The organism is Ilumatobacter sp. (genome assembly GCF_039969435.1).
Taxonomy (GTDB): domain Bacteria; phylum Actinomycetota; class Acidimicrobiia; order Acidimicrobiales; family Ilumatobacteraceae; genus Ilumatobacter_A.
Genome location: NZ_JBDVNU010000012.1, coordinates 21,157 through 42,452, shown reverse-complemented (window position 1 = coordinate 42,452; position 21,296 = coordinate 21,157). Strand labels below are relative to the sequence as shown.

20 protein-coding genes are annotated in these 21,296 nt (G+C 68.7%); 8 read left to right on the top strand and 12 right to left on the bottom strand.

The window, feature by feature from the left end; translation table 11 throughout:
* Positions 1-58 precede the first annotated feature (58 nt).
* Positions 59-724, bottom strand: a complete 666-nt coding sequence (locus ABJK40_RS06990; RefSeq protein ID WP_348480583.1) for an adenosylcobinamide amidohydrolase — start codon at positions 722-724, stop codon at positions 59-61.
* A 173-nt stretch (positions 725-897) separates the two neighbouring features.
* Here ABJK40_RS06990 and ABJK40_RS06985 point away from each other — a divergent pair, with 173 nt between their 5' ends.
* The 4 genes from ABJK40_RS06985 (at position 898) to ABJK40_RS06970 (ending at position 7,697) form a co-directional block, all read left to right on the top strand.
* Positions 898-4,755, top strand: a complete 3,858-nt coding sequence (locus ABJK40_RS06985) for a lamin tail domain-containing protein (RefSeq protein ID WP_348510207.1) — start codon at positions 898-900, stop codon at positions 4,753-4,755.
* A gap of 100 nt (positions 4,756-4,855) precedes the next feature.
* Entirely contained in the window at positions 4,856-6,394 is a 1,539-nt protein-coding gene (locus tag ABJK40_RS06980) for an MFS transporter (RefSeq protein ID WP_348480581.1), read from the top strand.
* A gap of 1 nt (position 6,395) precedes the next feature.
* Positions 6,396-6,929 carry a TetR/AcrR family transcriptional regulator gene (locus tag ABJK40_RS06975; protein ID WP_348480580.1) on the top strand — a complete coding sequence of 178 codons (534 nt, stop codon included), beginning with the start codon at positions 6,396-6,398 and terminating at the stop codon, positions 6,927-6,929.
* A 99-nt stretch (positions 6,930-7,028) separates the two neighbouring features.
* Positions 7,029-7,697: an HAD family hydrolase gene (locus ABJK40_RS06970; protein ID WP_348480579.1), complete on the top strand. Its 669-nt coding sequence runs from the start codon at positions 7,029-7,031 to the stop codon at positions 7,695-7,697.
* 13 nt (positions 7,698-7,710) lie between these two features.
* Here the strand turns inward: ABJK40_RS06970 and ABJK40_RS06965 are convergent, their stop codons facing one another.
* The 8 genes from ABJK40_RS06965 to ABJK40_RS06930 all read right to left on the bottom strand — a co-directional run bounded on the left by ABJK40_RS06965 (position 7,711) and on the right by ABJK40_RS06930 (position 14,519).
* Positions 7,711-8,901, bottom strand: a complete 1,191-nt coding sequence (locus tag ABJK40_RS06965; protein ID WP_348480578.1) for an aspartyl/asparaginyl beta-hydroxylase domain-containing protein — start codon at positions 8,899-8,901, stop codon at positions 7,711-7,713.
* On the bottom strand, positions 8,898-9,890 hold the full coding sequence (locus tag ABJK40_RS06960) for an aspartyl beta-hydroxylase (RefSeq protein ID WP_348480577.1): 993 nt from the start codon (positions 9,888-9,890) through the stop codon (positions 8,898-8,900). The genes ABJK40_RS06965 and ABJK40_RS06960 overlap by 4 nt, the downstream gene beginning before the upstream one ends.
* Positions 9,881-10,537 (bottom strand): GNAT family N-acetyltransferase, encoded by a 657-nt coding sequence (locus ABJK40_RS06955; RefSeq protein ID WP_348510206.1) that lies wholly within the window; start codon positions 10,535-10,537, stop codon positions 9,881-9,883. Before ABJK40_RS06955 ends, ABJK40_RS06960 begins: the two co-directional genes overlap by 10 nt.
* A 20-nt stretch (positions 10,538-10,557) precedes the next feature.
* Positions 10,558-11,058, bottom strand: a complete 501-nt coding sequence (locus ABJK40_RS06950; RefSeq protein WP_348480575.1) for a tail fiber protein — start codon at positions 11,056-11,058, stop codon at positions 10,558-10,560.
* Between the two features lies 1 nt (position 11,059).
* Positions 11,060-11,569: a hypothetical protein gene (locus tag ABJK40_RS06945; protein WP_348480574.1), complete on the bottom strand. Its 510-nt coding sequence runs from the start codon at positions 11,567-11,569 to the stop codon at positions 11,060-11,062.
* Positions 11,566-12,843, bottom strand: coding sequence for a hypothetical protein (locus tag ABJK40_RS06940; protein WP_348480573.1), 1,278 nt, complete (start codon positions 12,841-12,843; stop codon positions 11,566-11,568). The genes ABJK40_RS06945 and ABJK40_RS06940 overlap by 4 nt, the downstream gene beginning before the upstream one ends.
* Before the next feature lie 105 nt (positions 12,844-12,948).
* A complete protein-coding gene (locus ABJK40_RS06935; RefSeq protein WP_348480572.1) occupies positions 12,949-13,704 on the bottom strand; it encodes an SDR family NAD(P)-dependent oxidoreductase in 756 nt (251 codons plus the stop codon).
* 158 nt (positions 13,705-13,862) lie between these two features.
* Positions 13,863-14,519, bottom strand: coding sequence for a class I SAM-dependent methyltransferase (locus tag ABJK40_RS06930; RefSeq protein ID WP_348480571.1), 657 nt, complete (start codon positions 14,517-14,519; stop codon positions 13,863-13,865).
* 117 nt (positions 14,520-14,636) lie between these two features.
* Here ABJK40_RS06930 and ABJK40_RS06925 point away from each other — a divergent pair, with 117 nt between their 5' ends.
* On the top strand, positions 14,637-15,770 hold the full coding sequence (locus ABJK40_RS06925; protein ID WP_348480570.1) for a winged helix DNA-binding domain-containing protein: 1,134 nt from the start codon (positions 14,637-14,639) through the stop codon (positions 15,768-15,770).
* A gap of 201 nt (positions 15,771-15,971) precedes the next feature.
* On the opposite strand, the gene ABJK40_RS06920 is transcribed toward ABJK40_RS06925, so the two are convergent.
* Positions 15,972-16,517 carry a TetR/AcrR family transcriptional regulator gene (locus ABJK40_RS06920; RefSeq protein ID WP_348480569.1) on the bottom strand — a complete coding sequence of 182 codons (546 nt, stop codon included), beginning with the start codon at positions 16,515-16,517 and terminating at the stop codon, positions 15,972-15,974.
* A gap of 63 nt (positions 16,518-16,580) precedes the next feature.
* Positions 16,581-17,555: an EamA family transporter gene (locus tag ABJK40_RS06915; RefSeq protein WP_348480568.1), complete on the bottom strand. Its 975-nt coding sequence runs from the start codon at positions 17,553-17,555 to the stop codon at positions 16,581-16,583.
* A gap of 74 nt (positions 17,556-17,629) precedes the next feature.
* On the opposite strand from ABJK40_RS06915, the gene ABJK40_RS06910 reads away from it, so the two are divergent.
* From ABJK40_RS06910 to ABJK40_RS06900, 3 genes are all read left to right on the top strand, one after another.
* Positions 17,630-18,526 (top strand): LysR family transcriptional regulator, encoded by an 897-nt coding sequence (locus ABJK40_RS06910; RefSeq protein WP_348480567.1) that lies wholly within the window; start codon positions 17,630-17,632, stop codon positions 18,524-18,526.
* Positions 18,527-18,630: 104 nt separating this feature from the next.
* Complete coding sequence (locus ABJK40_RS06905; RefSeq protein ID WP_348480566.1) at positions 18,631-19,674, top strand: alpha/beta fold hydrolase; 1,044 nt, start codon at positions 18,631-18,633, stop codon at positions 19,672-19,674.
* 48 nt (positions 19,675-19,722) lie between these two features.
* The gene (locus tag ABJK40_RS06900) at positions 19,723-20,193 is read left to right on the top strand and encodes a hypothetical protein (protein ID WP_348480565.1); all 471 of its coding nucleotides are present in this window, start codon (positions 19,723-19,725) and stop codon (positions 20,191-20,193) included.
* A gap of 160 nt (positions 20,194-20,353) precedes the next feature.
* Here the strand turns inward: ABJK40_RS06900 and ABJK40_RS06895 are convergent, their stop codons facing one another.
* On the bottom strand, positions 20,354-21,277 hold the full coding sequence (locus ABJK40_RS06895) for an SMP-30/gluconolactonase/LRE family protein (protein WP_348480564.1): 924 nt from the start codon (positions 21,275-21,277) through the stop codon (positions 20,354-20,356).
* Positions 21,278-21,296 lie beyond the last annotated feature (19 nt).

Below are 21,296 nucleotides of genomic sequence, written 5' to 3'. Positions count from 1 at the left end.
CGACCGACACCTCGATCGCGGTCATCGGAGATGATGCGCGCGAGCCGTCATGGTGGCCTCACCGGTTCTGCTGCGCCGCAATTCCGGCCAGCGTGGCGTCATGGACGGCGCACGCGATCCGGCCTCCCCACGTCGATCGCGGACCGCCGAACCGCTCTGGTGTTCCGTCGGCAGCGCACAACACGGCAACCGCATCGCTTGCCGTGCCAGTCCCGTCGATGCCGCAGTGCAGCAACGCCTGAACCTTGGCTTCCGTCGCAGTGGCGACGGCGTTCACGAGAGCGGCATCGCCCAGATTCACCGGGACCATCACGATCAGGTTGATGGTGCCCGGTCCGGCATCGGGCTCGACAGGGTCGCAGAACTCGGCCGCCCAGACCGGCCGACTGATTCCCACCGTCGCCCACGCTGCTGCACCGTTCGTCTCGGCCTCCTGGTACTCGCTCACCGCAACGGCCGTCATCATCGCGACACCGCGGCCGTCGAGATCGAGTCGACGAGCGATCTGCTGCAGATGAAGATCGGGGTCGAGGCGGTCGTAGTCCTCGTCGACCGTCGTGTTGAGCACCCACGAGACGGGACCGATGCCTCCGCCGACGATCGAAGAGCTGATCCCCCGCATCGGATCTGGAAGTCTCCAGACCAGGCAGGGGCCTCGAGCACCTCGCGTCGGACCTGCATCGACGACGCGCGGAGCAGCATGGCCTCGGTCGTCGACACTCACCCGAGCAGTCTGACGCGTCTGACAGCAGACATCCGGTCGAGAAGATCCTGACGAGTGGAGGAATCTCGGCACCAACGCAGGGAGCCGGTGTCGCCCAAGGTTTGAGCGACGGCCACCCTGCGTTCACCCCGACTCCAGTCGGGCGACATCTGTCGTTGCTATCCAGGACACCGATGCATGCCACCCTCCCTCACCGTCGTGCTGCCGTCGTGACGGCACTCTGCCTCTCCGCCTCCGCTGCGGGTGTCCTGACGACTGCGCCTGCGGCCTCGGCCGCCGTGACACCGTCTGCCATCGACCTCGCGGGTTACTCGATCGTGGGCCGGTATCCACTTCCGACTCAATTCGACTCGGAAGCTCCGGCCGGCTCGGAACTGGCGACGGAAGTCTCGGCGATCACCTACGACTGGGACTCCGACACGCTCTTCGTGGTGGGTGACGAAGGCACGTCGGTGGTCCAGGTGTCGACGACCGGTGAGTTGATCGACTCGATGAGCCTCGTCGGCTTCGAGGACACCGAGGGACTCAGCTACGTCGGCGGTGGGCAGTTCGTCGTGGCCGAAGAACGGCTGCGCAACGCGGTGCTCGTCACCTATGCGGGCGGCACGGTGCTCGACCGCGCCGATGCGACCGCCGTCAAGCTCGGAACCACGATCGGCAACATCGGCCTCGAGGGCATCGGCTACGACCCGCTCACCACCGGCCCCGACGGTCTGGGTTTCATCGGCGTCAAGGAGAGCGCTCCTCTCGGCGTGTTCCAGACGAACATCGACTTCGACGCCGGCACGGCCACCAACGGCGGTCCCGGCGTGGAGAACCCGGTCGACCTGTTCGACCCGACGCTCGTGGGAACGACCGACCTGTCCGACGTGTTCCCGCTGTCACTGCTCCCCGACCTGGACGGCGGCGACTCCGAGAACCTGCTGATCATCAGCCAGGAGTCGGGGCGGATCGTCAACGTCGACCGCAACGGTGTGATCGACAGCCAGGTCGACATCACCGATGTCGGTGCACCCCTCACCGTGCCCGCCCAGACGATGGAAGGCGTCACACTCGACCGTGACAACGTGATGTACACCACGTCGGAGGGTGGCGGTGGAAGTGCCACACGCCCTCAACTCCTGGTGTGGGCGACCGACGCATCGCCGCTCACCCGGCTCGCCGTCACCGAGGTCGCCCCGTGGGGCGGCGACGCTTCGTACGGAGCCGACTGGTTCGAGTTGACCAACACCGGCTCGGTCCCCCTCGATCTCACCGACGTGTCCGTCGACGATGGCTCGAACGATCCGACGCTCGCGGCCCCGCTCCTCGGAGTGTCGTCGCTGGCTCCCGGCGAATCGGCGATCTTCCTCGAGACGACCGATCTCCCGACGGTCTCGGCGAACTTCGCCACCGCCTGGTTCGGCGACGCAGGTCTGCCCGACGGCCTCCAGCTCGGCAGCTACTTCGGCTCCGGCCTCGGTCTGTCCGGCAACGGTGACGCGGTCAACGTCTTCGCCCCCGACGACACGCATGTCACCGGCGTGTCCTTCGCTGCAGCGACCACTGACATCACCTTCGACAACGTCGCCCGTCACGGCGCAGCGGCCGCTCCGGTCGCCATCGACACGCTCGCGTCGGAGGGCGTGAACCTCGCGTTCGTCGCCGCCGACGGCATCGCGGTGGGGTCGCCGGGCAACCTTGTCGTCGATCCGGGTGGACCGTCGGGCGACACATCGGGCATCCGCATCACCGAGGTCGCCGCGTTCGGTTCGGGCAACTCGCCCTACGCCGTCGACTGGTTCGAGGTGACCAACACCGGCTCGACGTCGGTGAACCTCTCGGGTTGGGTGATGGACGATTCGTCGGCGACGTTCGCGAGCGGTGCGGAGTTGATCGGCGTCCCGGTGCTGCCGGCCGGCGCGTCGGCGATCTTCTTCGAGGGCACCGACGACGCTGCCTTCGAACTCGCCTTCGCCCAGGCATGGTTCCAGCAGAACCTGTTCGACGACGGCTTCTTCTTCGGTCACTACACGGGAGGTGGCGTCGGCCTGTCGACGGGTGGCGACGCAGTCACCGTCTTCGACGCCTCCGGCGCCCTCGTCACCGGCGTGGCCTTCGGAGCCTCCCCTCTGGCCTCCCCGTTCGCCACCTTCGACAACGCCGAAGGGCTGGGCTCGAACACGACGCCGCTCCCGACGCTGACCACGCTCAGCGAGGTGGGTGTCAACGGGGCGTTCGCTGCCGCTCAAGCTCAAGAGATCGGATCGCCCGGCACAGCGGGGGTGCCGCAGGCGCCGCTCGCCGATGTGGCCGTCACCGAAGTCGCACCCTGGGCATCGGGCGACGCCCCCTACGGTGCCGACTGGTTCGAGATCACCAACACGGGCACCGACACGGTCGATCTGACCGGCTTCGCCGTCGACGACTCCTCGAACAGTTTCGCCGAAGCCCGGACCCTCATCGGGGTCGGCGCTCTCGGCGCCGGTGAGTCCGCCGTGTTCGTCGAGGCATCTCCCGAGGAGGTCGCCGCGACGACCGAGCAGTTCCTCACGGCATGGGTCGGCTCGGTCCCCCTGGACGCCACACCGATCGGCACCTACTCCGGTTCGGGCATCGGCCTGAGCACGAGTGGCGACGAGGTGAACCTGTTCGATCCGGCCGGCCGCAAGGTGGCCGGCGTGTCCTTCGCAGCGTCGACATCGGGCTTCACCTACGACAACACGGCAGCGCTGTCGGGTCCGATCTCCACGTTGTCGCTCGACGGCGTCGACGGCGCCTTCACCGCTGCCGACGGACACGGGGTCGGCTCTCCCGGTGGCCTCTCCCTGCCGGACCCGGTCGACCCCGTCGACCCGACGGACCCGGTCGAACCGACGGACCCGGTCGACCCCATCGACCCAGGCACCCCGATGACGTTCCAAGCGGTCACGCCGACCCGCTTCGTCGACACGCGTGCGAACGGCGTGACCATCGACGGCACCTTCGCCCAGGGTGGCAAGCGGAGCGCAGGCTCGGAGTACCGGGTGCAGATGTCCGGGAGAGGCGACGTGCCCGACGACGCCGCGGCTGTCGTCGTCAACGTCGCTGCCGTTGCGGCCGACGGCGTCGGCTTCGTCACGATTCACCCGTGTGTCACACCGCGACCGGTTGCATCGTCGCTGAACTTCACGGCCGGGGTGAACATCGGCAACGAGACCGTGACGCTGTTGACCGGGTCGGGCGAGGTGTGTCTCTTCACCCGTGAGGCCGTCCACCTCGTCGTCGACGTCACCGGCTTCGTCCCCGACGGTTCGAGCGTGGTCCCGGTCATCCCGTCGCGGTTCCTCGACACACGTGCGAACGGAGTCACGGTCGACGGCGCATCGGCGGGAGGTTCCAAGCCCGTGGCCGGCGCGGTCGTTCGACTGCCCGTGGCCGGGCGAGGGCCCGTTCCTCCCGAGGCTGCTGCGGCGGTGGTCAACGTGACGGCAGTGGCTCCCGAGGGCACCGGGTTCGTGACTGCCTACCCCTGCACGTCCGAGGTGCCGGTGGCCTCGTCGTTGAACTTCGTCGCCGGCGTGAATCGGGCGAACGAGTTGATCGCCCCTCTCGACGACGCAGGCGGGCTCTGCCTCTTCGTGTCCGCTGGCGTCCATCTCGTGGCCGACGTGGTCGGGTTCCTGCCCGCAGGCAGTGACCTCACACCCATCGGTCCGGCACGACTGCTCGACACCCGGTCCGGCGGTGCGACCGTCGACGGCGGATCGTCGGGCGACGGCCGACAGGGTCCGAACGGCGAGTACCGGTTGCAGGTGACCGGTCGTGGCGGCGTGCCGCTGACGGCCACGAGTGCGGTGGTCAACGTCACGGCGGTCGGGGCCGACGGCACCGGCTTCGTCACCGTGCACCCGTGCGTCACCCCCCGCCCCTTCTCGTCGACGATCAACTACGTGGCGGGCGTGAACGGGGCCAACGAGGTCTTGACCCGACTCTCGGCCGACGGAGCCGTGTGCATCCACACGTCGGCACGCATCCACCTCGTCGTCGACGTCGTGGCCACGATCTCCTGACCGAGCGCCGGAGTGGACGGCGACGTCGTCGCCCACTCCGGCACCCGGCGCCCGTCGACAGCTGAGCAAACTCAACCGTCCAGCCGGTACAGTAACGTTCATGTCGTCTGCTCCTCCGAACCCTCGTCGTTGGTGGACGTTGGTGGTGCTCACCCTGCCCGTCCTGATCATCTCGATGGACGCCACCGTGCTCGGATTCGCGGTTCCCTCGCTGAGTGCATCGCTCGCCCCGTCGAGTTCCCAGCTGCTGTGGATCATCGACATCTACGCATTCGTCCTGGCCGGCCTCCTGATCACGATGGGGGCCCTCGGCGACCGGATCGGCCGACGGCGGCTGTTGATGCTCGGCGCGGCGGGGTTCAGCATCGCCTCGGTGCTCGCTGCGTTCTCGACCAGCCCCGGGATGCTGATCGCCGCCCGAGCGATGCTCGGCGTCGCCGGTGCGACGCTGATGCCGTCGACGCTCTCCCTGATCCGCAACGTGTTCAGCGACGCCCGCGAACGTCAGACCGCCATCGCGATCTGGGCGTCGGCGTTCTCGTTCGGGTCCGCACTGGGTCCGATCGTCGGTGGGTTCCTGCTCGAGCACTACTGGTGGGGCTCGGTGTTCCTCGTCGGCGTTCCGGTCACGGCCGCACTCCTCCTGGTCGCCCCGCGACTCGTCCCCGAGTCGCGTGACCCGTCGCCCGGTGCGTTCGACGTCACGAGCGCCGCACTGTCGCTCGTCGCGATGATCGTCACGGTCTACGCCGTCAAGATGTTCGCCGAACACGGACTCTCGGCGACCGTGTTCGTCGCAGCGATCGGCGGCGCCACGGCGGCGACGTCGTTCGTCCGCCGTCAGCGCCGCCTCGCCGACCCGATGGTCGACGTGTCCCTCTTCTCGGTCGCGAAGTTCCGCATGGCGGTCAGCGGCAACATGATCGCCGCCTTCGGTTTCGCCGGGTCGCTGTTCTTCGTCACCCAGTACCTGCAACTCGTCGTCGGCATGTCGCCGCTGCGCGCCGGTCTGCAACTGCTCCCCGCCGCCGGCGCCTCGATCACCTTCACACTGCTCGCCCCGGTGGCCGCCCGACGGTTCGGTGCGTTCGCCGTCACCGCGGCAGGACTCACCCTCGGCAGCATCGGCTTCGCGATGCTCACCCAGGTCACGGCGGAGGGCTCGGTGGCGTTGACCACCGCGGCCGTGATGATCCTCAATGCCGGGCTCGGCGCGTCGATGACCGTGGCCATCGACGGCATCCTCTCGGCGATCCCACCCGAACGTGCCGGCGCAGGCGCATCGGTGTCGGAGACCGCGATCGAACTCGGGGTGGCGCTGGGCACGGCGGTCCTGGGGAGCGTCGCCGCTGCCGTCTACCGGCGCGGCCTGGTCGACGTCGACGGCGTGCCCTCCGAAGCGATCGACGTCTCGCGCGACACGCTGGGTGCGGCGCTCGGCGCAGCAGAACGACTGGGTCGAGAACCCGGTGACGCTCTGCGCGACGCGGCCTCCTCGGCATTCGTCGACGGGTTCCATGCCGCCGCGCTCGTTGCGACGATCGCCATCGGCGCGGTGGCCGTGTGGGCGTTCCGCACGAGGTTCCAGCGCCAGCCCATCGTCGAATCCGCCGACGTCGTCTCGATGGACGCACGGTGACATGGCACGCCCGTCCCAACGCGAGGTGATCCTCGACGCCTTCCAGGACCTCATCGTCGAGGTCGGCGCCGCCAACGTCACGCTCGACGACGCCGCCGCCCGCTCGGGTGTCTCGAAGGGTGGGCTGCTCTACCACTTCCCGTCGAAGTCGGCTCTGTTCGCCGGGCTCTGCGATCGACTGGCAGCTGCCATCGACGTCACCATCCGCGACGCTCCCACCGATCTCGAGGGTCTCGTGCGCTGGTACCTAGGCGCCGCTGCCGAGGTCGTGCAGGGCGACGACACGCTCTGGCTCGCGCTGTTCGCTGCCACGCACGCGGTCGACGACGACATCGCCGCCATCCTCAGCGAGCTCTTCGCTCGCTATTCGACACCACTGGATCCTCTGCCGAGGGTTCTCGGTGAACACGTCCGCCTCGTCGGCGACGGGCTCTACTTCAACGCACTCATCGGCGGGCCCCGACCCGACCCCGAGCATCTCGCCGAGATCACCGAGATGTTGATCGCCGGCATCCCCGACTCCCCACACGGGTGAGCCCGAGGCCCTCGCTGCGTCCGGTCGGTGACCGGCACCATCCGTCGTCCGGCGGTTCTGCGAGGGTTCACCGGTCCAGGCGTCGGGCACGATGGACGAATGACCCCCGTGACCGTGCTCCTCGACATCGACGGAACGCTCGTCGACAGCAACTACCACCACGCGCTCGCCTGGAACCGCGCGCTGCGGCGCGGCGGGCTCGTCGTGCCGCTCGCCGAGATCCACCGCTCCATCGGCATGGGGGCGGATCAGCTCCTCGAACGCTTCGCGCCGGACCGCGACGACCCCTTCGAGGAATGGTGGCACGACGGCTTCGAACCGCTCATCGACGAACTCGCACCGACGCCCGGCGCCGGGGACCTCGTGCGCCACATCGCTGCTCAGGGAGCGACGAACGTCTACGCGACGTCGGGAAGCGAGCAGGACGTCGATCGACTCCGCGCGATCATCGGCGCGGATTCCGTCGTCGCTCGGTCGGTGAACTCGAGCGAGGTCGATGCGAGCAAACCCGCCCCCGACATCTTCGAGTTGGCGATGAAGCGCGTGGACGCCGACCGCGAGCGGACCATCGTGCTCGGTGACAGCGTCTACGACATCCACGCTGCGTCCGAGTGCGGGATCGGTTGCGTGGCGGTCACCTGCGGCGGGTTCGGTCGAGGGGAACTCATCGACGCGGGTGCCCTCGCGGTCTACGACGATCCCCGTGACCTGCACGAGCACTGGGCCGGCTCACCGATCGCAGCTCTGATCGACCGCTCTCAGGACTGACGGAGCCAGCGCGTCAGTCATCCGACACCTGCTTCTCCTCGCGGAGCCATCGACACATCGCCGGGTACGCGGCGACGCCGCGACTCGAGGCCTGTACCTCGTCGTACGTCATCTCGTACCACTGCAGCAGCGGAACTCCGAAGAAGCGACCTGCCGCGAAGTTCTCCAGGATCGACGCCGAACCACCGCGGTAGCCGGCCTCGTGGAACACGACCGCCGGATCGATCCCCAGGTGCTGGGCAGCGGCGTACGACCAGGCGATCGCCGCCATCTCGTCCCCGCCATCGGACTCCGCATCTCCCGACAACGACGTCCGCCGTGCCGGCTCGGTGACCGCGAGGTGCCCGGCCTCGTGGAGGAGATCGCCAGGGTGTCGCAGTCGCGCCTCGTCGACGACGATCACACCACCATCGATGCGGACACCGGGGACGATGCAGTCGTCGCCGACGTCACCATCGACAACCTCGAGGCCGATCGACACGAGGAATGCCACGATCGTCGCAGCTGTCGGGTCGGCGAGGGTCGACCGTGGCCGTGGTGCCCGGAGCGATTCGGAGTCGACGCGATCGAGCGGGACCGCAGAGGACAGCGACGGATCGGACATGTCGGGCCGCCCGGCACGCAGCAGTTCCTCCAACCAGTCGTCGACGACGCAATCGATCACCAGGTGCACGCGATCGAGATCGCTGCGGTTGTCCACCCGGTGCGGCAGCTCGAGGTCGAGGTACCAGGCCTCGCCCACCTGCATCGGCACGACCTCACCGTCGAGGAAGAACTCGACGTCGTCGTGGCTGAGGATCGGGACGTGGATGCGGGCCTCGCCGTACGCTGCGCTCAAGCCGACGTCGCGATGTTCCTTGATCCTCGACCCCGCCGCCAGCTTCAGCAGACGCACACACGACAGTTCGCACTCGAACACGTCGAGCACCGAACGAAACGCCGGCGACGCATTCAGCACCGTCGTGTCACGGAACCGCCCGATCGCGCTCGGATCGGGATGGATCCGATCGGCACGACCGTCGACGCCGCGCAGGGCGACACCCGACCACGACCCCTCGTAGTCTCCCGTGTTGTAGTGCGCCACCCATTCCTTGTCTCCGATCCGCTCGACCTCGCCGGCGAGGTCGACGGCGTCGAAACGAAACGGCAGACGCGCGTGCTTCACGACATCCAGGCCGGTTCCCGACCTGCGCTCGTTCGTCATCGTGGGAACTCGTCGTCGCTGGCGAGCTGACGAGTCCGAGCTGCGTCGAACGCCGAGTAGGCCCCGCCGACCAATCGATGAGTCGCTTCGCGCAGCTCCGGATCGGCGCCGTCCCGCTTCTCGACTCCGTCGGGAGTGAACGGCAGTACCGGGTTCTTGGCGTGCTGTGACAGCACGTCGGGGTCCGGGTCGATCACCGCCAAGCCGAAGTGGGGTTGGATCCGCGTCGTGATCGCTTCGGGCAACTCGGTGTAGTCGACCAGGAGCCCGCCGTCGGCTTCGTGGAACAGCGCCGAGTCGAGAATGGCGGCGAGGACCGAGGCACCGTGTTCGTGCAGGCTCACGGTTTCCGCATCCACGCGCAGCAGCTCGCTCGGAAGGGCGCCCGGGATCATCTGCGGCCCGCGCTGGCGGTCGTGCGACACCATCACCTCGACCGGATCGCGTGCGAGGAAGATCCACGGGACGTCCGGATACGCACGTCGCAGGATCGGGAAGAGGTGGATGTGCCACGAGTCGAGCTTGACGACCAACCCGTCGTCGCCCGCATCGGCAGCGGGCGACAGGGCGCTGAGCATCCATCGGGCGGCGAGCGCCTGACGGTCGGTCGGCTGGTCGGCGACCAGCCGCAGCAACTGATCGAGAGGCACGGGTTCCGACAGCACCGATACGCCGGGCACCGAAGCGAGCGCGCTCGTCACGAACGTCGAGCCGCAGCGCGACAGGTGGTACACGAAGCCCGATGGGCGCAGCGGCGGCCTCCGTTGCTCGTGGCGCTCGAGATCGCCCAGGCCACCGGTGTGCTGGAACAGCAGCCGGAACGGATCGCGCATCAGGCGGTTCGCCGTGTCGTTCCAGAACGGCGGATCGAACACCTCGCCGTCACTCCAGCACCAGGAGATCACCGGCTCGCCCTCGGCCACGGACACCCTGACCGGCGTCCACCCGGTCAGATCGGTGGCGGGGGTGATCGAGGCGACTAGACCCATCGTTCGAGCCAGTCCGTTCGAGCGGTGCGCTGGGCCTCGGCGACGTCCTCGGCGTCGATCTCGAGCCCGAGGACTCCCGCCACCTCGATGATCTCGGCAACCAGACGATCGGCGGGAACGGTGCGGAGGCGCTCCTGCAACGAGACGTCGGCGAGCACACGGGTACGGACCTGTTCGAAGCGTTCACGCCGTTGCGCCGACGAACGGCGGACGAACTGGAGATGGACGTCGTCGGCGAGTTCGACGGTGAAGCCGTTGCGGAAGTACAGGCGTTGCGCGCCGATGTTGTCGGACCGCACGGTCAATCGGACGGTCGCTTCGGACCGCTCGGCCTGGTCGACGAGGTCGGCCATGAGGACGGAGCCGATTCCCTGCTTCTGATGGTCGGGCAGCACCGCGAAGTCGACCAGCGTCCACTCGTCGCTCGAGCTGTCCACCCAGATCCGCCCGACCGGTCCGTCGTCGTGGACGATGATGTGATCGCCGGTCGGATCGAACGCGTCGGCGTACGCCCGCAGTCGGATCTCGTGCTGGTGCGCGAGCAACTCGTCGACGAGATCCGGGTCGATCGAGGCGAACTCCGAGCGAGTCGTGGCGCTGAAGAGTTGCTCGAGGAACGGTCGATCGTCGGCGGTCGCATGACGCAAGGTCACGACCGTCCCCGACATCAGTTCCGCGACGGGAAGATGCCCTGGAGAGCGATGATGAAGTTCACCGTCTGGTACGGCTGGACGTTGTTGAACGCCTGCCCACTTCCGGCGACGGCGGTCGGTGCCATCGCCGTGTCGGTGGTGGTCGTGTACCGGTTCCCGGCGGCGAGGTACCCGTTCGTCGGGCGGTTCGTGGTCTGTCCGCCCGCCGACGCGGAGATCCCGTGGTTGTGCGGCGGCAGATTGTTCACGCCGAGCGTGGTGGTCTCGGTGCCACCGGTCTGCCCGAGCGCGTAGTTGCTGAGCCCCGGACCCTGGCCGGGATGCATCGGCACACGACCTCGGAGATCGGGAAGCGCGAAGGTGGTCTGGCCGTCGCCGCCGTACGTCGTGCCGAGGAGGGAGAAGAGTGCGGTGTTCTGCGCGATCGACAAGATCTGGCCGTCGCAGAACGCCCAGCCTCTCGGGGCGAAGTTGCCCCCGAACATCGAGATCTGTGCGATGAAGGGCGTTGCCATGTCAGCCTGCTTTCCGTGAATGGGATCCCGACTCGAACGTTCGGGTGTCGACGATGATCTGGTAGTCCTGGACCCGAGCGGACCGACCGACCGGGAAGACGTGCATCGGCGGGAGATCCAACGCACCGTGGCTCAGGTGGTACACCGCCGCCGGGAGGCGGGATTCGACCGGTCCTTCGAGGATCAGTGTGTAGGCGCTGCCGCTCAGCAGCGTCGGCTCGCTGCTTCGTCCCTGTGTGGGTGTTGCTTCGACCAGTCGCAACGCGACGGCGCCGACCCCGGCAGCACGGACGCGGAACAACGTGCCGATGTGCGGGGTGAAGCTCGCGGCAGTGAGCGGAGCACTCGCGCCAGTGCCGGTGGACACTGCTGCAGAGACCAGCGGCGCGACGAGACCTGCGAGCGCGAACCCTGCGACCGCGGTTCCACCGATGAGAAGCTGTCGCCGGTCGACGACGAGCGGAGCCGATCCGGCAGCAGCCTGCCGAGGGAGCGCATGTGCGTGGGTCACGGCGCCGGTGCCAGCCAGGCGGTCCAGACGAAGTTGGAGATGGCGACTCCACCGGTGTTCACGATCCGCACCGCGATGGTGTCCGACGCCGACAGGTCCACCCCGTTCGTACCGTCGACACATGTTGCAGCCGGCGGCGCCACGGTGCAGGTGAGTGCGGAGGCGGCGCCGTTCACCCACACCGTCACCGATGCGGCAGCGGCGGACCCGAGTTTCACGTTGAGGGCCGACAACCTCCCATCGACGGGCATCGGGGCTCCTGCGGCCGCCGCCGTGGGGACGACCATCTCCCGCTGGCCGAGCCCCACGAATCCGTTCGCGTCGAGGGGGTCGATGAAGTCGACGCCACCCGAGAGCACCGGGTTGCCGCCGCTCGGGCCCTGGTCGCCGGTCGGGCCTGTGGCACCGGGCAGTCCGGTGGGTCCGGGGATGCCCTGTGTGCCCTGAGGTCCGGGGATGCCCTGAGGTCCGGTGTCGCCCTGTGGGCCCGTGTCGCCCTGTGCTCCGGTGTCGCCCTGAGGTCCGGGGATGCCCTGAGGTCCGGTGTCGCCCTGCGGCCCCGTGGCCCCCTGAGGACCGGTGTCGCCCTGCGGCCCGGCGACCCCCTGTGGACCGGGATCGCCCTGGGGACCGGTGTCGCCCTGCGGACCGGTGTCGCCGGGAGGTCCCTGGATGCCGGGTACTCCCATGCTGCCGTCGGCCCCGGGTGCGCCGTCGGCCCCGGGTGCGCCTGTCGAACCCTGTGGACCCTCGGGCCCGGCCGGACCGGGGTCACCCTTGGGTCCCGGCACGAGATCGGCGGGCGTGACATACCCCTGGAGATCGATGATCACCTGCACGGATCCGGCGTCGTTGTACACGTCGAGCCCGCCGCCGGATCCCAACGCCACCGTGGAGCCGTTGGCGATCGCACGATCGTCGGGCCAGTTGATGGTCGAGGTGTCGGGACGGTCCGCACCGGTCGGGAACGCCGTCAGGAACGACGGGGAGGTCCCGCCGACCACCGTGACGTTCACGATGGCCGCCGTCGCCTCGGCCGGCACGCCGAAGCGACCGGCGATCGGAACGCTGATGGTCTGGGCGCCCTGCAGTGGGCCCGTCGATCCGAGTGCGATCCGCGTGTCGACGAGACGAATCGGAACGATCGTGACGGTGCTCGTGGCCGGAGCGGTCGGGAGTGGTTGACTCGCCGACAGCAGGCTGCTCGAACCGAGGACTGCGACGGCGACACCACTCACGACAGCGGCTCGGGTACGTAGGAATCGCGATCTCATGAGCTCCCCTTCGACGACTGAGCGAACACCGCTGAGCGGACAGTAATCCCTCGACCACGGCTCGACAAGAAGCGGACGCACCCCCGCCGCGTCATCGGCTGCGTCCTACCGCGGCATGCGACGCCACAACCACTGCGGCAGCAGTCGGGCGACGAAGAACGCGGGCCGAAGCAAGGTCGGCACCCACACCGTCGAGCGCCCGCGTCGCAGGGCATCGACCACTGCGGCTGCGACCTCGCCGGGCGTACTCGACAACGGGGCCGGACTCATGCCCTCGGTCATCCGACCCACCACGAAGCCCGGTCGGACCAGCAGGAGGTCCACGCCGCTGCCATGCAGTGCATCGCCGAGACCGCTCGCGAAGCCGTCGAGGCCCGCCTTCGCCGCTCCGTAGACGTAGTTGGCGCGACGCACACGGATCCCGGCGACCGACGAGAACACCACGATCTTCCCGGCACCCGCCGATCGCATCCGCTCGGCCAGCAGCGTGAGGACGCTCACCTGGGCGACGAAGTCGGTGTGGACGACGGCGAGGGCGTGCGACGGGTCGCGTTCGGCGGTCGCCTGATCGCCGAGGATCCCGAACGCCAGGACCGCCACCGCCACGGCGCCGACTCGCCGGTCGATCTCCTCGAACAAGGCAGGGTGGCTCTCCGTGTCGTCGGCGTCGAACTCGATCGCGGACACCGACGTCGCTCCCGCGGCGCGCAGCGATGCGATCTCGTCCGCGAGGTCGTCGGAACGACGTGCGGCGAGCACTGCAGCACGACCGGGAACCAGCCTCCGGGCCACGTCGAGTCCGATCTCGCTCCTGCCACCCAGCACGAGCACCGGCCCGTCCGTCAGGCCCTTCGTCGTCACGATGCCGACGCTGCGCCGCGCTCGTCGTCACCGCACAGCAGACAGGTGCGGCCCGTGACGCGGTCGGCGAACACCGTGCGGCACGTCATGTGTCGAGACTAGACAACCCGCCATCCCCTGGCGTCCGTGTCGTGAAGGACGCTGGCCGGGTGAGGCGGTCAACGCCGGCTCCTCGCGAAGAGGATGGCTCCGGGTACCTCCTCGTCGGGGCGCATCAGGAGTTCGGCCTCGATGGTGAAGCCTGCGTCGCGCAGCCACCGGGCCATCGTCGCCGATGGGCGGTGGTAGCTGTCGACGGCGATCGTGCGGCCCGAGTATCCCTCGCTCATATGGTGGGCGCGGGTGTGGTGGGCATCCTGTCCGACGTGGAATCCGACGAGCAGCGAGCCGCCCGGACGCACCACCCGGTGGAACTCGGCGAACACACCGGGTACCGCTCGATCGGGCACGTGGATCACCGACCAGAACGCGACCACACCGGCGAGTGAGTCGTCGCCGAGGTCGAGGTCGGTCATCGTCCCGACCTCGAAGCGCAGGTCGGGGTGATCGCGCCGTGCGAGAGCGACCATCTCCGACGAGAGGTCGATGCCGAACGCCTCGACGCCGAGGTCGCGCAGGTGGCGGGTGACGTAGCCGGGGCCGCAACCGATGTCGGCGACGGTCCCGCCACCGGCATCCCGGATCAAGTCTGCGAACAACGCCAGGCCGGCACGCAGGTCCGGCCTCGCGTCCAGGAGGCCGTCCACCTTCGCGGCATATCCGACGGCGTCGACGTCGTAGGAGGAGCGGGTGTCGGCCAGCCAGCCATCGGTCATCGAGGGAACAGTAGAGCGCGTCGGCGGGCACGTCGCCGACGACGTCGGCGACCGTTCGTCGACGTCGTCGGTCGAGTGCGGTCGACGCGCGGGCCGGCGCGCTCTAGGTTCTGGGTCGTGGCGGCGTGGACCAGCGAGGCGTTGACCCACGAGACGATGGTTCGTCAGGGTCTGTCGTCGCGTCGAGCGGTCGGGGTGCACGACGCCGTTCGATCGGTGCTGGCGCTGCAAGCCCAGGAGCCCGCAGCGCCGTACCTGGCGTTGTGGAATCGTGTCGACGGCTTCGACGCGGCCGACCTCGACCGGGCCGTTGCCGACGGAACGATCGTGAAGGCGTCGCTGTTCCGGTTCACGCTGCACGCCGTCGGGGCAGGCGACGTCGGGTGGGCGAGGGCGGCGATGAGGAGTCGGGTGCGCGACGCCGGGTACTTCGAGGTCCTCGACGACATCGGGCTCGACGCGGATCGGGTGGCCGAGATCCTCGGGCAACTCTCGTCGGCGATGGTCGAACCGCACGACAACGCCGACCTCGAGAGGGTGCTCGCCGAGTTCGCTCCCGAGGCCACCGACCCGGCCCGCCTCTGGTCGGCGCTGCGCATGGTCGGCGCCTTCCGCAACGCGCCGACGACCGACACCTGGTCGTTCGGCCGACGTCCGACGTACCTCCCGTGCACGGTCGCGACCGACCACGAGCCCAGCGCGACTGCGGAACTCGTGCGGCGATACCTCGCGGCGTTCGGACCGGCGAACGTCGCCGACCTCTCGCAATTCACGATCCTCAAGCGGTCGGCCCTCCGAGAGGTGACCGAGTCGATGGCCGACATCGTCACCGTGCCCGGGCCGAACGGATCTCACCTGCTCGACGTGAACGACGGCCGCTCCGGACCGGAGGCCGACCCGAGCCCGCTCCCGCCGCGCCTGCTGGGGATGTGGGACAGCGTGCTGCTCGCCTACTCCGATCGCTCGCGCGTGATCCCCGACGAGCACCGCGCCCACGTCATCCGGCGGAACGGCGATGTCCTGCCGACCGTGCTGGTCGGCGGTCTCGTGCGTGGTGTCTGGCGGGCCGCGCACGACGGGATCGAGGTTCGGGCGCTGGAGCCACTCGACGACGCGACCCTCGCATCGCTGGACGACGAGGCGCGTGACCTGCGACGGTTCCTGGCGGACCGCGAGCCCACCGTGTTCTCCCGCTTCGGGCGCTGGTGGGATCGCCTGCCCGACGGTCCGACGATCACCCTCGGGGCCTGAACCGGAGCAGAACCCACGACCACCGCGTCACGCGGCTCGGCATCCCTCCGTCACCGCAGCGGTCATGTCGGCGGTGGTGGCCGAGCCGCCCGGATCGGGCGTGCGGACGGCACCCTCGACGTCCCGACCTTCCGAACTTCCCGGGACGTGATCCGGAGCACACCTCCCCCGTTCCGGGAGGGGTCCCGCGAATGCGCCGAGTCAGCGGAGGTCGGCCACGCCGAGTCTGCCCGCGGCGCGACTGGCGGAGTCCGGCCCGGCGAGTTGGCGCAGGAGGAGCAACCCGTCGAAGAGCGCGATGGCGGCTTCGGCCTCGGTACGACGCCGTGCCGGTGTGCCCTGGAAGAACTCGGCCGCCCAGGTGATCCAGGCCTCGACGAGTTGCGGAACGAGCGTGCTGAAGGGCTGTCGTCCCGCCGATGCGAGCCCGTTCGCCTCGAAGAAGAGGGCGAACACGGCATCGGCATCGGGCTGCGCCACGACGGGCCACGCCGCGCGGACCAGCTCCAGGTGGTCCACGGCCTCGGCCCCGAGCACGGGCGCGAGCGTCTGCTGGAGCTGGACGCCGACAGCGACCAGGACGTCGCCGACGAGTTCGTCCTTGGAGGGGAAGTAGTAGACGACGACCCGGTCACTGATGCCGAGACGCTTCGCGACGCGGCCGAACGTGAGCTGGCTCAATCCGTCGTCGAAGGCGACGGCGAGCGCGCCGCCGAGGATGTCTTCACGCGAGTGGCGGTACCCCATCGCCCTCGACCGTAGTGACCTGCGCGACGAGCTGGGCGTTCGGTTGGATCGCGATCACCGAGCTCATCGTCGAGCAGCGGTGTCCGACCCACTGACGAAGTCGCCGGGAACCGAGCCCGGACTCGCTGCCGCAACGCCCGTCTGCGTGATCGGCGTTGCTTCGTGCAGCGCGGATCGTGGGCTCGTGCGACTGGCCCGGAGCGCGACGAGGACGCCCGCGATCATGACGACGGCACCCGCCGCCTCGGCGCGGTTGGGGACCTGATCGAGGAGGACGGCAGCGGACGCGATCGCCACGACGGGTGCGAGCAGCACGAACGGCACGACATCGGCCGAGCGATGACGCGACAGCAGCGTGTTGAAGATCCCGTAGCCGGCGAGTGAGGCGAGTCCGGCGGTGTAGAGCGTCGAGACGATCGACGTCCAACCGAAGGCGTCCAGCCCGTCGACGAGCGCGGTCGGGCCCTCCGTCGCGAGAGCGAGCACCAGCGCGGGAATCGGGACGACGAGCGCCGACCACACGGTGAGCGACAACCCGCTCGACACGCCGGACGCCCGAGACACGACGTTGCCGGCTCCCCAGGACAGCGCAGCGAGGAGGCACAGGACGAACGGCAGGAGTGCGACGTCGCCGCCGCGGCCGACCGCCACGACGACCAGCCCGATCACGCCGATGCCGACGCCGACGACCTGCAGCGGACGTGGACGTTCGCGCAGCACGGTGGCGGCGATGACCACCGTGAAGACGACCTGACCCTGCAGGACCAGTGCGGCGAGACCGGGTGGCATGCCGGCATCGAGCGCGAGGTAGAGGAACACGAACTGCCCGAGCGACATCAGCGAACCGATCCCCAGGATCGTCGTCCAGGCGACGTCCGGTCGGGGCACGAGGAAGACGGCCGGGACGAGCACGACAGCGAAGCGGACGGCGAGGAACAGCAGTGGGGGCACGTCGCTCATCCCCCAGTCGATCACGACGAAGTTGAAGCCCCAGATGGCGGCGACGAGCGAGGCGAGCAGGGAGTCACGGAGATCCACGGCTCTCAGGATGAACCCCAAGGACCGTGAAGGACCAGCGAATGATCATGCACAATTCGATGTAGCTTCGCTACATGATCGATCTGTCGGCTCTGGTCTCGCTCCGGGCGGTGGACGCTTGCGGATCGGTCGTGGGCGCTGCAGAGGCGCTGGGGTTCACGCCGAGTGCGGTGTCGCAACAGGTCAAGCGACTCGAACGCCAGGCCGGGCTTCCGTTGCTGGAACGCGTCGGTCGCGGTGTGATCGTGACCGTGCACGGGCGACAACTGCTCGACGCAGGCGCCGGCGTCCTCACCGCGCTGGAGGAACTCGAGTCGGGCCTCCACGACTCCGCCGGGGCCGTTGCCGGACACATCCGCCTCATCGCGTTCTCGACGGCGATGCGGGGTCTCGTCGCCGCGACGGCGGCTGCTCTCCTCGCCGCACACGACGATCTGACGCTCACGCTGAGCGAAGGTGAGCCGTGGGCCGCCGTCGATCTCGTCGCCAGCGGCCAGTGCGAGATCGGCATCGTCCATTCGTGGGGTGATGTGCCGATCGACGTCCCCGACCATCTGGTCACCGTCCCGATCACGTCCGACGTCGCCGACGTCATCGTCCCCCACGCCCATCCCCTCGCTGGTCGGTGCACGGTCACCCCGCACGATCTGATCGACGAAGCCTGGATCGCCACACCGGACGGAACGATCTGTCGGCAGTGGCTCAATCGGATGTACGACGGGACCGGACGACGACCTCGGATCGCGCACGAAGCCCAGGAGTTCGCGTCCCATCTCGCGATGACCCAGGCCGGCCTCGGCGTGGCGCTCGTCCCCCGGCTCGGGCGCCCCGAACTCGCAGCGGACCTCGCAGCCGTCGAGGTCGCTGCTCCCGTCCCGACCCGCAACGTCGTCGCGGTGCATCGACGCACCATGGAAACGTCACCGGCGATCCGAGCGATCCTCGACGCACTGATCTCGGCGACCGGCTGAACGCGGCCATCTCACCACGCCGTCACCGGCGATCCGAGAATGGAGCCGGTGGCACCTGTCGCCTGTCACCACCGCAACGCGGATGTGCGAGCATGATCGGCGTCATGTCGTTGTTGGAGCCCCGCCGCATCCGGTCGTCGGCTGTCCTGATCACCCTCGTGGTGGCGGTGGCCGCCTGCTCGTCCGGACGTTCCGACTCCGACGTCCGCAGCCCTCCATCGGCCACCGGAGGCGTCGACGAAGCCGCAGACGACGTCGCGACGGGAAACGACGATTCGCCGGTCACCGAGCCACCGGAGACGGACCCGCCTGTCACCGATCCAACTCCCACCGAGTCACCCCTCGATTCGCCGCCCGTCACCGATGCGCCCGACGAAGTCGATCCGTCCGTCGCTGCTGTGGCCGACTTGCCCGGCGCCCAGGTGGCGACCGTCGACCCAGCGGGCACCGATCCGGCCGCGCCCCTTCCCGACGAGGTCGTCCGACCGATCGTGTTCGTGCACGGCTTCGCCGGGTCCGCCCAACAGTACGAGTCACAGGCGATGCGCTTCGTGGCCAATGGGTACCCGGCCGAGCAGATCGTCGCGTACGACCACGACGGTGCCGGTCTCGACATCGAGAGCTATGCCGATGGCGTCGACGGACTGATCGATCAGGTGTTGGCCGACACGGGCGCCGAACAGATCTACCTCGTCGGTCACTCCCGGGGGACGATCGTGTCGACCAGGTACCTGGAGGATCCGGTGCGGGCCGCCAAGGTGGCCAAGTACGTCGCCGTCGACGGGGTTCCGTGTCCCGATGGCATCGTGCCGTGTGTGGCGCCGAACCAAGCGAACAATCCGGGCCAGGCGCACGTCGAGGTCGCCACCTCCGAGGAGTCCTTTGCCATGCAGTACGAGTTCTTGGTCGGGGAGGCGCCGGAGGTTCTCGAGATCGTGCCCCAGCGGGCTCCCGTGGTGATCTCCGGGCGCGCTGTGAACTTTCCAGCGAACACCGGTCGACAAGGCGCAACGCTCGAGATCTGGCCGATCGACCGCGCGTCCGGGACGCGACTCGGCGGCACTCCTCACGCCTCGTTCCCGATCGGCGCCGACGGCGAGTTCGGTCCGCTGGTCCTCGAGTCCGGTGCGCACTACGAGTACTCGTAGACAGCGCCGGATTCGCCGATCGAGCATCACCTCTACCTTCAGCCCTACGTGCGCAGCAGCCGTCACGTTCGACTCCTGTCCTCGCCTCCCGACGGCGCGACCCGCACCAACACCAACACCGGTGACGACCATTCCTCATTGGTGGTCAGCCGGATGAGGGAGTGGTACGCCGTCGACGACGCCGACCTCGAGGGCGACGAGCGTGACGTCCTCGAGATCAGTACGGACGGCGGACCAGTCGTCGACGCCATCGTCGACTTCGTCGGCAACGGCGCGATCGGGCTCCACATCCACGACGATGCGGCCACGCCGGGCGAGACGACAACGACCGCGCTCCCGTACTTCTCCGAGCAACCCTTCCAGAGCGGGATCGATGTCTTCATCCCGGCCTCCGCGGACGGCTCCGGGACCATCACGGTCACCAACCTGCCCCGTGGCGACACCGACGACCCGCAGACGCTCAACGTCCCGAACTGGCCCTCCAGCACCCACGCCATCAGCATCGTCCTGAACGACTGACCCGTCGTCCGAACGACCTGGGTCGGCGGATGAACAGCCCGCCGACCGGCGCTCGGGCAGACGTGAGTGGAACAGGCTCGTCAGCACCCGTTCGCCGGTGCCGTCGCGCTCCCTTCGTGGACCACGCATGGAGATCGACGAAGGGAACGCTCGATGACCCTCAGTCGTTCAGGTAGTGCAGTTTCGCTCCCGGACGTGGCCACTCCATCCTCATCAGGCGACCGGTGCCCGAGAGCGTGACGTACGCGGTCTTGAGGTCGTCGCCGCCGAAGCAGATGTTCGTGGTGAGCAGGTCTCCGGACTCGATGAAGTCGACCAGTTCTCCGTCCGGCGAGATGACCGTGACCCCGCCGTTCACCAGGGTGGCGACACACACGTTTCCGTCACCGTCGACGCCGAGCGAGTCGAGGAGTTGGAAGCCCGGAAGGCCGTACAGGCACTGCCAGGTGTCGACCAGGCCGGCCTCCTCCAGTTGGCCGGGGCCGAGGACGCGGCGACGCATCACGCGACCAGTCCAGGTCTCCGCCCAGTACAGGATCGTGCCGTCGGGCGACAAGCCGATGCCGTTCGGCTCGTGTGCCGGGAAGACGAGTTCCTCGATCGACGAGCCGTCGGCCTTGGCGTAGTAGATGCCACCGAGGTGAGCGACGCGTCCCTCGTCACGGCCGTGATCGGTGAAGTAGAACCCACCCTGATCGTCGAACACGAGGTCGTTCGGGGCGACGAGGTCGACACCGTTGCACTGGGTGTAGAGGTCGGTGACATCGCCCGTCTCGACGTCGACACGCGAGATCCGGCCACCGATGTACTTGCCGGGCGTGGTCGGGCCGGGGAAGGTGAGCCCTTCCATCTCGGTCTTGGTGAAGCGGGCACCGTTGTTCGCGACGTAGATCGCCCCGTCCGGGCCGAGCGCCGCGCCGTTCGGGCCGCCGGGCACTTCGGCCACGGTCTCCTTGGTGCCGTCCGGGAGGACGCGCGTCAGGCGCGGTCCGAACATCTCGACCAGGATCACACTGCCGTCCGGCATCGCGATCGGCCCTTCGGGAAACTCGAGTCCTGATGTGACTTCGACGAGTTCGGTCATGGTTGCATTCCCCTTGCTG

Bases quoted from the DNA above. Each gene is read 5' to 3' on its own strand.
- ABJK40_RS06985 (WP_348510207.1), top strand. From the start codon at position 898: ATGCATGCCACCCTCCCTCACCGTCGTGCTGCCGTCGTGACGGCACTC.
- ABJK40_RS06980 (WP_348480581.1), top strand. From the start codon at position 4,856: ATGTCGTCTGCTCCTCCGAACCCTCGTCGTTGGTGGACGTTGGTGGTG.
- ABJK40_RS06975 (WP_348480580.1), top strand. From the start codon at position 6,396: ATGGCACGCCCGTCCCAACGCGAGGTGATCCTCGACGCCTTCCAGGAC.
- ABJK40_RS06970 (WP_348480579.1), top strand. From the start codon at position 7,029: ATGACCCCCGTGACCGTGCTCCTCGACATCGACGGAACGCTCGTCGAC.
- ABJK40_RS06965 (WP_348480578.1), bottom strand. From the start codon at position 8,901: ATGACGAACGAGCGCAGGTCGGGAACCGGCCTGGATGTCGTGAAGCAC.
- ABJK40_RS06960 (WP_348480577.1), bottom strand. From the start codon at position 9,890: ATGGGTCTAGTCGCCTCGATCACCCCCGCCACCGATCTGACCGGGTGG.
- ABJK40_RS06950 (WP_348480575.1), bottom strand. From the start codon at position 11,058: ATGGCAACGCCCTTCATCGCACAGATCTCGATGTTCGGGGGCAACTTC.
- ABJK40_RS06940 (WP_348480573.1), bottom strand. From the start codon at position 12,843: ATGAGATCGCGATTCCTACGTACCCGAGCCGCTGTCGTGAGTGGTGTC.
- ABJK40_RS06930 (WP_348480571.1), bottom strand. From the start codon at position 14,519: ATGACCGATGGCTGGCTGGCCGACACCCGCTCCTCCTACGACGTCGAC.
- ABJK40_RS06920 (WP_348480569.1), bottom strand. From the start codon at position 16,517: ATGGGGTACCGCCACTCGCGTGAAGACATCCTCGGCGGCGCGCTCGCC.
- ABJK40_RS06910 (WP_348480567.1), top strand. From the start codon at position 17,630: ATGATCGATCTGTCGGCTCTGGTCTCGCTCCGGGCGGTGGACGCTTGC.
- ABJK40_RS06905 (WP_348480566.1), top strand. From the start codon at position 18,631: ATGTCGTTGTTGGAGCCCCGCCGCATCCGGTCGTCGGCTGTCCTGATC.
- ABJK40_RS06895 (WP_348480564.1), bottom strand. From the start codon at position 21,277: ATGACCGAACTCGTCGAAGTCACATCAGGACTCGAGTTTCCCGAAGGG.